The organism is Paenibacillus sp. FSL E2-0190, assembly GCF_037992965.1.
GTDB classification, from domain to species: Bacteria; Bacillota; Bacilli; order Paenibacillales; family Paenibacillaceae; genus Paenibacillus_AQ; species Paenibacillus_AQ odorifer.
The window spans coordinates 3,727,191-3,739,557 of record NZ_CP150306.1 but is presented as its reverse complement, the minus strand read 5'-3'; the positions used below and the strand labels follow the sequence as shown (position 1 = coordinate 3,739,557).

The following is a 12,367-nucleotide window of genomic DNA, read 5'->3' as shown; positions in this document are numbered from 1 at the left end:
AACATAGAAAGGCATGAAAATTATATCTCTAGACCATCTCCAAAGGAGCGGATTAACAGCATGAAAGCACTAACCTACCAAGGGAAGAAAAAAGTGAAAGTTAAAGAAGTAGCTGATCCGACGCTTGAGAAAAAAGATGACATCCTTGTTCGGATTACCACTACGGCGATTTGTGGCTCGGATCTGCACATTTATAACGGGGAAATACCAGGTATGCATGATGATTATGTTATTGGTCATGAGCCGATGGGGATTGTTGAGGAAGTGGGTCCTGACGTAACTAAAGTCAAAAAAGGTGACCGAGTCATCATCCCCTTTAATGTCGCCTGTGGGCAGTGTTTTTTCTGCCAGCATGAGATGGAGAGCCAATGCGACAATGCTAATGACGCCAAGGACACAGGCGGTTATCTTGGTTATTCCGATACTTATGGCGGTTTTGCAGGCGGACAAGCTGAATTGCTACGGGTACCTTATGGTAACTTTGGCCCTTTTGTAGTTCCGGAGGATGCAGAAATGGAAGATGAGAAAATTCTTTTCATATCTGATATTGTGCCTACTGCTTGGTGGGGAGTAGAAAGCGGCGGAGTGAAGCCAGGGGATACAGTCATTGTTCTCGGCTGCGGTCCTGTTGGACTGCTTACTCAGAAGTTTGCCTGGATCAAAGGTGCCTCAAGAGTCATTGCGGTTGATCATATTGGCTATCGTCTGCAGCATGCGAAGCTGACCAATAATGTCGAAATTTACAACTTTGAAGAGATTAAGGATATTGAAGCTCATTTGAAGGAGATAACACATGGGGGCGCAGATGTAGTTATTGACTGTGTAGGTTTAGATGCCAAAATATCTGCTTTGGAGAAAGTGGAAACCACTCTGAAGCTACAGGGAGGCTCACTCAGTGCATTTAGAATGGCCTCGGATATCGTACGTAAATTCGGAACTATTCAGCTTGTGGGAGTTTATGGGCTTAATTACAATATGTTCCCTTTGGGTCATCTATTTGAACGCAACATTACTTTAAAAATGGGACAAGCGCCGGTGATTCACTATATGCCGTTGCTGTATAAGATGATTAAAGAAAATAAATTTGATCCTACAGATATCATTACGCATCGCCTGCCAATTAGTAAAGCGGAGCATGGCTATGACGTTTTTAGTGAGAAAAAAGAGGATTGCATCAAGGTTGTTCTGAAGCCGTAGCCTTTTAAGAAGCATGAGCTTTCGTCAGAAATGACATTGCTTGTGCTTTTTTTAGTGAAATCTTATGAAAATAGATGCATTTTTTCACGGTCTGCGTTAAATTAACATAAGTGACTTAAGATATTGAAAGGACGCGTAACATGTGAAACTTAAAAAACCGCCACTTCCGATTCCACTATTAATGTTGATAGGGATTGTGGCCATCTCCTTTTCCGCCATTTTTATTAAATGGTCTGATGCACCTGCATCTATACAAGGCATGTACAGATTATTATTTACCTCACTGCTGATGCTACCTTTTGCAAGACCCTATAGTGGAGCTGCTTTTGCTCTTCGTAAAAAAGACTGGCTAATGCTCATCCTCTCAGGCGCAATGCTTGCGCTGCACTTTTTGCTATGGATGGGATCATTGAAGTATACTTCGGTAGCTAGTTCAACAATGATCATGGCGCTGGAGCCTGTATTTATTATGCTGGGTGTTTATTTTTTGTATAAGGAAAAGACAGCTCTGTCCGCTATTCTAGGGCTTGGCATTGCGATTGGCGGTGTCGTGTTTATCGGCTGGGGTGATATCGGCATCTCTGCGGATAATCTAAAAGGTGATCTATTATCGGTCGGAGGTACTGTCGCGGTAGCTGTACATATGCTGATCGGTCAAAAGCTAGTGGTGCGCATGCCCTCTTACTTATATAGCTTGATTGTCTTCTTATCAGCCGCTGGCGTGTTTGCCGTATACAATCTGTTCATGGGGATTTCCTTTTTTAATTATCCGGCCAAGGAATGGGGAATCTTTGTATTGTTAGCAGTGGTGCCAACGGTGTTTGGCCATATTTTGTTTAATTGGTTACTACAATATGTATCCGCGACTACGGTTTCAATGAACATTTTAGGAGAACCAGTGGGTGCCAGTATCTTAGCGTATTTACTCTTGGGTGAGCAGCTAACAACCTTACAATGGGCAGGTGGGCTGCTCGTTATGATTGGCCTCGCAGTATATTTGTACGCGGGAAGAAGGAAAACTATCCGGATGGCTGATGCCATTCAGAATGCTTCATAACAGATATTTTACACATAAAGGGGTAGCAATGGATGGAAGAGCAGAATCAATATTCAAATAATCAGGCAGAAAAAAACGCTGTGCCAACAAGCGAAGAGCTTTGGAACGAAGATACTTATACCGCTTGGGTAACTCGGTTTGGTACACCGTCAGAAGCAGCTGCAAAATTAATAAAGGAACCAAGTGCAAAGCTTCACCCGCTCCTTTCTTTTTTTGGAGAGGTGAAGAGTAAGAAAATGATGAATTTAATGGGCTCAAACGGGATGAAGGCCGTGGCACTCTCATTACTAGGTGCGGAAGTAACGGTTGCTGACTTCTCGGAAGCCAATGCGCGATATGCGGCTGATCTTGCCCAAGAAGCAGGGGTACCACTAACCTATATCGTCTCAGATATTCTTAAGCTGCCAGAAGACGTCCTTGATGGTTCATATGACATCGTCTTTGCAGAGTTAGGAATTGTTCATTACTTTACCAACCTTACACTATTCATGGAAACGGCTCGCCGATTGCTATCTCCTGGAGGCGTATTTGTACTCCGCGATTTTCATCCGGTAACGACCAAGCTTATTTCCTCGAAGGGATCTACTGCGAAGGTACGCAAACACAAAGTAAACGGAGATTATTTTGACTCTTCATTGGAAGAGAAGAAGGTATCCTATTCCAAGTATTTGCCTTCCACAGGTAAACCAGCAGGTGAACAAGAGCATAGTGTTGTGTATTGGCGCCGCTGGACACTCGGAGAAATTGTAACCGCAGCAGCTAATAGCGGACTAGTGATCCGCCAATTAGTAGAAGAACCTAATCTATCTTCCGACGTGTATGATAAGGGAATTCCTAAGACCTTCACATTGGTGGCTGGAAATGGCGCAAGCCTTTAGGAGGGTTCGCTGACATGTGATTTTTAGGGTATAACATTTGTGCTGAACTGAGGTGCTCTCGGTTCAGCTTTTTTTGTATGTAAAACATAAAATTTTAAACTTTTTTACGGAGATTATTCCATTACAATGGCAACTTATAGGGAATACAATGATTTTACATTCCGGATTGAAAGCGATTACTTTAAGGGTTAAGGCATTCTCAAAGAATTTGAGGTGGATATCAAAATGAACGAAGTGTTGCTTCGTATGGAGGGAATCAACAAGTTTTTCCCAGGTGTTCATGCTTTGAATGAATGTCAATTTGAGCTGAAGCGTGGGGAAGTTCATGCGTTAGTAGGAGAAAATGGCGCTGGCAAGTCTACCCTTATGAAGATTGCGACAGGTGTCTATTCTAAGGATGCTGGTCAAATGTGGTACAAGGGAAATGAAGTGGAGATTGTTAATACCCGTGAAGCACAGGAGCTTGGAATTAGTATCATCCATCAGGAATTGAATTTAATGACTCATCTTACGGTCGCCCAGAACATTTACATTGGACGAGAGCCGCGAAAAGGTCTGAAATGGTTCGTTGATGATGTGGAGATGAACCGAAAAGTTCAGGTACTGTTTGATCAAATGAATCTGAAGCTGGATCCCAGAGTTTTGGTATCAGACCTGACCGTTGCTAATCAGCAAATGGTTGAAATCGCTAAAGCCTTGTCTTTCCAAGCCGAGGTATTGATCATGGATGAACCAACCGCCGCGTTAACAGATACAGAAATTAACGAGTTATTTCGAATGATTGAGCAGCTACGAGATAAAGGTGTGGGAATTATTTATATCTCTCACCGCATGGATGAATTGAAGCGAATTACAGACCGCATTACAGTTATGCGTGATGGTTGTTATGTAGATACCGTTCGTACCGATTCAATAACGATTGATCAGATCATCAGCATGATGGTTGGACGTGAATTATATCAAACGTCGAAACCAACGATTGCAAAACAGACTCAGCAAGTTGTCTTAGAAGTTCGGAATCTTTCTAGAGGGCATGAGTTCAAGGATATTAGCTTTCATCTGTATAAAGGTGAGATTTTGGGCTTCGCTGGTTTAATGGGAGCTGGACGTACCGAGGTTTTACGTGCCGTATTTGGTGCGGATCCCATCGATGAGGGTGAAATTATGCTCCATGGAAAATCGGTTCGGATACGTCAGCCACATCAAGCGGTACAGCATGGTATTGGGTATTTGTCCGAAGACCGCAAACGTTTCGGATTGCTTGTGGATATGGATATCAGCATGAATAATGCGATTGCCTCCTTTTATAAATTCCGTAATTCATTTGGCTGGATGAAGGAGCGGGAGATGCGAAGCTCAGCGGAGCAGCATGTTGAAGCGCTAGCCACCAAAACTCCAAGTGTAGATCAAAAGGTTAAGTTTCTGTCCGGAGGTAATCAGCAGAAAGTGGTCATCGGCAAGTGGTTGACTAGAGACTGTGATGTACTCATCTTCGATGAGCCTACACGAGGTATTGATGTAGGCGCGAAAAGTGAAATTTATAAGCTGCTGGATCAGCTTGCGAGTCAAGGGAAGGCGATCATTATCATTTCTTCAGATCTTCCTGAGATTCTAAGAATGAGCCACCGGATTATCATTATGTGTGAAGGGCGTATAACAGGAGAACTCCCCGCAGAAGAAGCATCGCAGGAGGCGATTATGAAATATGCGACGAAACGTTCATAACTGTTCAAGAGTTAACCGGAGGTGTCAGGACTATGAAGATCGCGGATAAAGAGATTAGTCAGCCAGCGGGTATGAAGCAATCGGGAGGGCAATCCGGATTCAAACAAAAAATATTGGCATTTGCCAGTCTGATCATATTGGTCATCGTATTCTCTTTATCCTCCAGCAACTTTTTTCAATTCTCAAATCTTGTCGGAATTCTAGTTTCTACAGCTGTAATCGGAGTATTAGCGCTTGGAGCTACCTTTGTTATTATTACGGGCGGCATCGACCTTGCTCTGGGTACTGTAATGACATTCTCATCTGTTATGGTTGGAGTCATTATTACCTTCTGGGGTCTGCCCGTCCCGTTAGGCATTGTAGGTGGGATTCTGGCTGGAGCACTGTGCGGCTTTATCAGCGGTTTGATGGTGGCGAAGATGAACATTCCACCCTTCATCGCCACTCTGGCGATTATGATGGTCACCAAAGGCTTGTCGCTTGTCATCACCGGTGCCAAACCTATATATTTCAACGATGATCCGATCTTCGCCAAGATCGCCATGGGTAAAATGATCCCCGGTATACCCAACACCATCGTTATCTTCTTATTACTCGGTATGATCGCAAGCATAATCTTGTCTAAGACGATTATTGGGCGTTACAACTTCGCGCTTGGCAGTAATGAAGAAGCTACTCGCTTATCAGGTGTGAACACAGTCAAATGGAAGATTATTATCTATTCCATTACAGGGATTTTTAGTGGAATCGCAGGTATCCTGATGGCATCACGTCTGAATTCAGCACAGCCATCACTGGGCACCGGTTATGAACTAGAGGCTATTGCGGCAGTGGTCATTGGCGGAACTTCCTTAAGTGGAGGTGTAGGTTCTATTCTAGGCACGATTATTGGCGCACTGATTATGAGTGTGCTGACGAATGGCTTACAGATTATGTCCGTGGCTCAGGAATGGCGGACGGTCATTGTCGGTGTTGTAATCATCATTGCGGTTTACGCTGATATTCTACGCCGCCGTAAGCAATAAACTTGGTATGATCTCCATCCGGAGTGATATACAAAGCAAATGACGAGGGGGAAGATTCAAATGAAACTGCGTCGTAGAGGGTTTATTATGCTTGCCAGTCTATTGTTAGTCACTACTTTGCTGAGTGCATGTAACAACAATGATAGTAACAAAAGTGCATCCGGTTCAGACAAACCATACATTCCAGTCATATCAAAAGGGTTCCAGCATCAATTCTGGCAAGCGGTAAAGCAAGGAGCGGAGAAAGCTGCTAAGGAGTTTGATGTTGAGATTACCTTCGAAGGTCCAGAAAATGAGAGTCAGGTGGATAAACAAATTGAGATGCTGCAAACCGCTCTCGATAAGAAGCCAGCTGCAATTGCGCTTGCCGCACTGGACAGCAAAGCTGCGATTCCTTATCTAGAAAAGGCAAAGGAAAATAAGATTCCGGTCATCGGCTTTGACTCTGGTGTAGACAGTGATATCCCTGTAGCAACGGCAGCGACTAACAATAAAGCAGCAGCGGCGTTGGCCGCAGATAAAATGGCTGAACTGATTGGCAAGAAAGGTAAAGTGGGTCTTGTCATACATGACCAAACAAGCAGCACGGGGCAACAGCGTCGCGATGGCTTCTTGGAACAAATGAAAGAAAAATATCCGGATATTCAAGTGTTAGAGCCGCAATATGGGGGTGGAGATCAGTTAAAGTCCACAGACCTTGCGAAAGCGATGATGCAGGCAAATCCGGATCTGAAAGGAATCTATGGCTCTAATGAAGGCTCTGCTGTAGGTGTGGCTAATGCAGTAAATGAATTGCAAATGAATGGTAAGATCGTAGTCGTCGGCTTTGACTCTGGCAAGCAGTTGATGGATGCTATCCGCAGTGGTGTTGTGGCTGGTGCTGTTACACAAGACCCCATTGGTATTGGCTATCAAGCTGTGAAGGCAGCTGTGCAAGCGATTAAAGGGGAAGCGGTTGAAAAGAACATCGACACGGGGTTCCACTGGTATGATAAAAACAATATGGATTCCGATGAGATCAAACCTCTACTATACGAATAGAGTTTAATAATAGAGGTTGCCTCACGCAGGCGGCCTCTATTATGCTTATGCTGATAAGTTCAAAGTTGTGGAGGTGTTGGATGTATAAAATAATTCTGGTTGATGATGAAGATGAGGTTCGTGAAGGGATCAAACAGAAGATTACATGGAGTAAATATGGGTTTGAGCTGGTTGGTGATTTCGATAATGGCAGAGATGCACTGGAAGCAATCGAGCAGCATCGGCCTGACGTAATTATTACTGATATTTGTATGCCTTTTATGGATGGACTGGGATTGGCCAGAGCTGTGATGGATAGGTACCGGGATATGAAGGTCATTATCGTCACTGGATATGAAGACTTCGAATATGCGAAGCAGGCCATAACACTGAAGGTGACTGAGTACTTATTAAAACCGATTAATGCACGTGAGTTTGCTGAATTTCTAAGTAAGATGAAGCAGGAATTAGATGAAGAGCATCTACAAAAAGCGAATTTAGTTAAGCTTCGTATGCAACTTAGTCAGAGTCTTCCATTGCTGCGGGAACGATTTTTGGAGCAGCTGGTAACTACTCGAATGAAAAGCGAAGAAATCGAGAAAAAATTGAGTTATTTTCATATTCCGTTGCAGGGTCAAGTGTACCTTGCGCTCGTTATAGATATAGAACTGGAGAAACGAAGCCAGGACCTAGCTTTTGATGCAGAGCTACTGCGTTTCGGCGCCTTTAACATTGTTCAAGAGCAGCTGGAGAAAGAGCAAGATGGAGTGGTATTCCAGACGAGAGATGGAAAAATCGCTGCGATAAGATCCGGCAATTCGGAGACGTTAGAAGTAGCAACGCAGCTTCTTGCAGAGCAAGTCCAGGGTAGCTTAAATAAATATTTGAAGCTGTCATCCACCATAGGCATCGGTAGAAAATATAATACTTTGCAACAAATTCCACTATCCTTCCAAGAAGCGGTCTCCTCCATAGAATATCGTTACCTTTTAGGCATAGATAAAGTTATCTCCATACAGGATCTTGAGTTTGGCAAGGGATTGGATCAGGCGCATTTCACCTCATGGGAAAAGCAATTTATATCCGCTTTAAAGACAGGTAAAGCTTCTGCTGTATCGGAAATTCTGTTGAAGTGGTTTCAGGAGCTTAAAAGTAATACCTCCTCTATAGAAGGCTGCCGTAGCAGCATCTATCAGCTGCTGGTTTCTTTGATGAACTATGTGGTCGACATCGGCTTCCCAAATACAGTAGTTGTTTCGCATAATATGTTTGCAGAGGTTGCTGCGCTTAAGACTTTAGATGAAGCAAGGAATTATCTGGAGAGGACTTGCTATGAGCTGATACTTAAACTATCGGAACAGAGAACAACGGTTCGGACTTCTCAGATGCAAGCCGCAGAAGCTTATATTCGCGAGAATTATTGTAATGACAGCTTTTCACTCAATGAGCTGTGTAGCCATATTTTTATGAGCATCAGTTATTTCAGTGCAACTTTTAAACAGCACACCGGTGAAACATTTATAGAGTATCTGACTCGACTCCGTTTGGAAAAAGCAAAAGAACTCCTTACGGTCACACAGTTGAAGACATATGATATCGCTGCCAGAGTTGGTTATGCTGATCCACAGTATTTTAGTGTTATTTTTAAACGTAATGTAGGAAGCACACCGAAGGAATATCGACACCGGCAGAAGGAGAATCTCTCTCTATGAGATCACAGCGCTTTTTCCGCAGCCGAAGTATTCATACTAATATTGCTGTCTCCTTTTCACTTCTTATCCTCTGCACAACTATTGTCCTGAGTTATACTTCCTATCGCCTGTCCTCAGCCGCGGTCAAGGGCAATTCTGTAGCCTATACTTCACAGTTAATAGAACAAGTAAAACTGAATATCGAGAATTACATTGGCAATATGGAGAGCATAGCCGCTCTGGTGTTAACTAGCAGTGATCTAGAGAAGTATATAAAAGGCTCGAATTTAGATAAAGAAGAGGCACTTAAGAATAAACTGCTTGCCAGTCATTATCTCCGGTCAGTCGTTCAGTCCCGCTCGGATATTTCCTCTATATTATATGCAGGCTCAGATGGCATGACCGTTTCGGATCGACAGCATGCTGTTTTGAAACCGCTTCCTGAACTAATAGCTCAAGATTGGTATCAAAAAGCTATGAATCAATTAGACGTTGCAGTTTCTTCCTCTCATGTGCAGCACATCTTTCAAGATGAATACCGGTGGGTAGTCTCGATCAGCCGAAAACTCTCGAATGCGAATGCTATGACGGAAGCGGATCAACAAGGTGTACTGCTCGTAGATCTCAATTACAGTGTAATTAATAATCTATGTAAACAAATCGAACTGGGAAAACGAGGTTATGTTTTTATCGTCGATCCCGCAGGTAGCCTTGTCTATCATCCACAACAGCAGTTGATCTACTCCCAGCTCAAGTTCGAACAATTAGAGACGGTCCTTGGGATCAAGAGTGGATCTGTTACGGTTAATACGGGGAATGATCAGAAACTGTACACTGTGGACACTACCAGCTTTGGCTGGAAAATAGTTGGAGTCACTTATCCGGATGATTTGGTCGCGAACAAGCAACGTATGCAAGGAACCGCCGCCTTATGGGGAGCAATTAGTTTGATTTTTGCTATGGCTATATCGATATTTCTCTCTTACGCACTGACCAAACCGCTGAAGAATTTGGAGCTGAATATGAAAAAAGCGGAACGTGGAGAGTTCGACATACGCGTGGAGATTGAGAGCACGAATGAAATCGGCAAGCTTGCTCGTACGTTTAATCTTATGATTATGAAGATTAAAGAGTTAATGGGACAGATCGTTCTGGAGCAAGAGATGAAACGTGTGAGTGAACTGAAGGCACTGCAAGCGCAGATTAAACCTCACTTTTTGTACAATACACTTGATTCGATTATTTGGATGGCAGAGACAGGAAAGATGGAGGAAGTGGTTGAGATGACTTCATCTCTATCCAAGCTGCTTCGTTCAACAATTGGTGAGGGTGAGGAATTGATTCCGCTGGCCAAAGAATTAGAGCATATTCGGCACTATTTAACGATTCAGAACATGCGTTATCGTAATAAATTCACTTATTCCATAGAGGTACAAGAAGATATCCTAACCTGCAGCATTTTAAAAATGGTACTTCAGCCTTTGGTTGAAAATGCGATCTATCACGGCATAAAACATAATCCTGAGCAAGGGCACATTCTGATCCGAGCAAGACAAGAACAGAACGATATTATCGTACAGGTCATTGATGACGGTATTGGGATGGATGAAGAGCAAATGGGTAAGGTACTGCTGCAAAAATCAGATTTCAAGACTGGCAGCGGTGTAGGTGTCGCGAATGTGAACCATCGTATCCAGCTGTATTTCGGTGTGAAATACGGTTTGTCTTTTGCAAGCGAGATGGAGGAAGGAACGACGGCCACTTTACGAATACCTGTGATTTATGAGGAGGAGAGTCAATGAGCGCTTTACGGTCAAAAATTGGCCTGTATACTCTGCTACTGCTCTTCATTGTTACTTTGGGTTCATTAGCCTATCGTATGTTTACAAATGAGCTTGACGCAAAGGTTAGGACCATTATTTATGTGCCCAAGACTATCGATAGCAGTATTGAATTCTGGGAAGTGATGAAACAAGGTGTGGCAACAGCGGCTAGGGAGTTCGGCGCAGAGGTTCGCACGGTTGGAACGGATACAGAGCTTGATGTAGATCAACAGATAGAACTGCTGGAGCAAGCAATTAAGGAGAAGCCTGACGCCATTATTTTATCAGCTACAGATTATTATCGCCTCATTCCAATCGCGGAAAAGATCAAATCAGCTGGCATTACGCTTATTACTGTAGATTCGGGCTTAAGCGGTGGTGTATCAGAGAGCTTTATTGCTACAGACAATTATGAAGCAGGACGTAAGGCAGGGCAGGAGTTAAGAAAATATATTGATCCGGAGGATAAAGTCGCTATCGTTAACTTTGTACAAGGCTCTGCCACCGCAATTGAGAGGGAAAGAGGGGCTCGTGATGCCCTTTTAGAGAATGGAGTTCATGATGTGCAGCCTACATTATTCAGTGATGGTTCCGTGCGAAAAGCGTACCAGTTAACTGTTGATTTACTAAAGGACGAGCCAAATCTAAAAGGGATAATAGGTCTTAATGAACCTTCTACACTAGGTGCTGGGCAGGCGATTATGGATATGGGATTTCAGGACAAAGTGAAATTATTTGGGTTCGACAATTCTAGCAATGAGGTGAAGCTCCTCGAAAAAGGGATCTTGCTTGGCACGGTTATGCAGAAGCCTTTTAATATGGGGTACTTAGCTGTGAAGACAGCGATTGAAGCTGTTGAGGGTGAGAAAGTGGAACGGATAATAGATACAGGCTCCGTGATCATCACGAAGGAGAATATGTATTTAAGTGAAAATGAGAAATTAATGTTTCCTTTTATAGAATAAATGAACAAGGTAGCTTCTAAAACCGTTTGCGGCTTTAGAAGCTACCTTGCTTTTTTAAAGATCAAGAGTCGTTACTATATCAACAAAGGATTGCTGCAACGGTGTTAAAATATGATCTTTACGCCAGCCGAGCACAAACCCGCCGCTTTCAGGCAGAATCCCTGGCAGGTTGGCATAGCTAAGCTTGCCTAGCTCAATCTCAGCTTTAACAGCCGCTTTAGAACATATGCCAACACAGTCACTCCCGCTAACTAGCTGCTTAATCACTTCTGGAGAATTCAACTCGGATCGGTTCCATAAACGGATTTGATTGAATTGTGCCCATTGATCGGCATACCCTCGTAAACAAGATCCTTGCTCATGCTGAATCCACGGCTCATTGGCAATTAGTTCAGGTGTTAATTTCTCTAGGCCTTCAAATGGATGACCAGTTGCAAAAATTAGGACAGGTTCATCACGGACAATAAGCTGAAAATCAAAAGATTCGTCCTGCCAATCCGCAGTATGTAAAATGGCCATCTGAATATCCCGACTACGGAGACGCTCACGTAACAAAGCATCGCTTTGAACAGTCAAAGAGTTGTTAATCCCCGGATAGAGTTTCATGAATTGGATTAACACATTAGGTAAAATATAAGTTGCAGGAATAAAACTGGCTTCCAGCTCTAATATTCCTTTTGAGGGGGAAGAAAATTGTTTAACTGTGCGCTCAGCTTCTGCTGTGAGAGAGACGATTTTGAGGGCGTATTGATAAAGGGCTCGTCCAGCATCCGTAAGCAGCACTCTTCCGCTTCGGTAAAGAAATAGAGGGGTTCCGAGCTCAGCCTCCAGATTCTTCATATGAAAAGAAACAGTTGGCTGTTTAAGGCCTAATTCTGCGGCTACATCGGTTACTTTTTTATATTTTTCAATTAGAACTACGATGTTCAATTTCATAATATTCATGACTTTCCTCCACATAATGCTAAGTTGGATTATAAATTATA

The 12,367-nt window shown here is 43.2% G+C and carries 10 protein-coding genes; 9 read left to right on the top strand and 1 reads right to left on the bottom strand.

Features of this window, described 5'->3' with window-relative positions:
* The first annotated feature begins 60 nt into the window (after positions 1–60).
* The 9 genes from NST25_RS16245 to NST25_RS16205 all read left to right on the top strand — a co-directional run bounded on the left by NST25_RS16245 (position 61) and on the right by NST25_RS16205 (position 11,381).
* Entirely contained in the window at positions 61–1,197 is a 1,137-nt protein-coding gene (locus tag NST25_RS16245; RefSeq protein WP_076274581.1) for a zinc-dependent alcohol dehydrogenase, read from the top strand.
* 142 nt (positions 1,198–1,339) lie between these two features.
* Positions 1,340–2,254: a DMT family transporter gene (locus NST25_RS16240; protein WP_175618917.1), complete on the top strand. Its 915-nt coding sequence runs from the start codon at positions 1,340–1,342 to the stop codon at positions 2,252–2,254.
* Positions 2,255–2,286: 32 nt separating this feature from the next.
* Positions 2,287–3,132: a class I SAM-dependent methyltransferase gene (locus NST25_RS16235; protein ID WP_076217755.1), complete on the top strand. Its 846-nt coding sequence runs from the start codon at positions 2,287–2,289 to the stop codon at positions 3,130–3,132.
* A 225-nt stretch (positions 3,133–3,357) separates the two neighbouring features.
* A complete protein-coding gene (locus tag NST25_RS16230) occupies positions 3,358–4,857 on the top strand; it encodes a sugar ABC transporter ATP-binding protein (protein WP_340391822.1) in 1,500 nt (499 codons plus the stop codon).
* Between the two features lie 71 nt (positions 4,858–4,928).
* Complete coding sequence (locus NST25_RS16225; protein WP_143762388.1) at positions 4,929–5,882, top strand: ABC transporter permease; 954 nt, start codon at positions 4,929–4,931, stop codon at positions 5,880–5,882.
* Positions 5,883–5,942: 60 nt separating this feature from the next.
* Positions 5,943–6,923 (top strand): ABC transporter substrate-binding protein, encoded by a 981-nt coding sequence (locus NST25_RS16220; protein WP_076184371.1) that lies wholly within the window; start codon positions 5,943–5,945, stop codon positions 6,921–6,923.
* A gap of 80 nt (positions 6,924–7,003) precedes the next feature.
* Entirely contained in the window at positions 7,004–8,614 is a 1,611-nt protein-coding gene (locus tag NST25_RS16215) for a response regulator (protein ID WP_340391819.1), read from the top strand.
* Positions 8,611–10,395, top strand: a complete 1,785-nt coding sequence (locus NST25_RS16210) for a sensor histidine kinase (protein ID WP_340391817.1) — start codon at positions 8,611–8,613, stop codon at positions 10,393–10,395. Before NST25_RS16215 ends, NST25_RS16210 begins: the two co-directional genes overlap by 4 nt.
* Positions 10,392–11,381, top strand: a complete 990-nt coding sequence (locus tag NST25_RS16205; RefSeq protein WP_340391815.1) for a substrate-binding domain-containing protein — start codon at positions 10,392–10,394, stop codon at positions 11,379–11,381. Before NST25_RS16210 ends, NST25_RS16205 begins: the two co-directional genes overlap by 4 nt.
* A 54-nt stretch (positions 11,382–11,435) precedes the next feature.
* Here NST25_RS16205 and NST25_RS16200 read toward each other — a convergent pair whose 3' ends face one another.
* Positions 11,436–12,326 (bottom strand): LysR family transcriptional regulator, encoded by an 891-nt coding sequence (locus tag NST25_RS16200; RefSeq protein ID WP_076306014.1) that lies wholly within the window; start codon positions 12,324–12,326, stop codon positions 11,436–11,438.
* Positions 12,327–12,367 lie beyond the last annotated feature (41 nt).

Bases quoted from the DNA above. Each gene is read 5' to 3' on its own strand.
- NST25_RS16210 (WP_340391817.1), top strand. From the start codon at position 8,611: ATGAGATCACAGCGCTTTTTCCGCAGCCGAAGTATTCATACTAATATT.
- NST25_RS16220 (WP_076184371.1), top strand. From the start codon at position 5,943: ATGAAACTGCGTCGTAGAGGGTTTATTATGCTTGCCAGTCTATTGTTA.
- NST25_RS16205 (WP_340391815.1), top strand. From the start codon at position 10,392: ATGAGCGCTTTACGGTCAAAAATTGGCCTGTATACTCTGCTACTGCTC.
- NST25_RS16235 (WP_076217755.1), top strand. From the start codon at position 2,287: ATGGAAGAGCAGAATCAATATTCAAATAATCAGGCAGAAAAAAACGCT.
- NST25_RS16230 (WP_340391822.1), top strand. From the start codon at position 3,358: ATGAACGAAGTGTTGCTTCGTATGGAGGGAATCAACAAGTTTTTCCCA.
- NST25_RS16215 (WP_340391819.1), top strand. From the start codon at position 7,004: ATGTATAAAATAATTCTGGTTGATGATGAAGATGAGGTTCGTGAAGGG.
- NST25_RS16225 (WP_143762388.1), top strand. From the start codon at position 4,929: ATGAAGCAATCGGGAGGGCAATCCGGATTCAAACAAAAAATATTGGCA.
- NST25_RS16245 (WP_076274581.1), top strand. From the start codon at position 61: ATGAAAGCACTAACCTACCAAGGGAAGAAAAAAGTGAAAGTTAAAGAA.
- NST25_RS16200 (WP_076306014.1), bottom strand. From the start codon at position 12,326: ATGAATATTATGAAATTGAACATCGTAGTTCTAATTGAAAAATATAAA.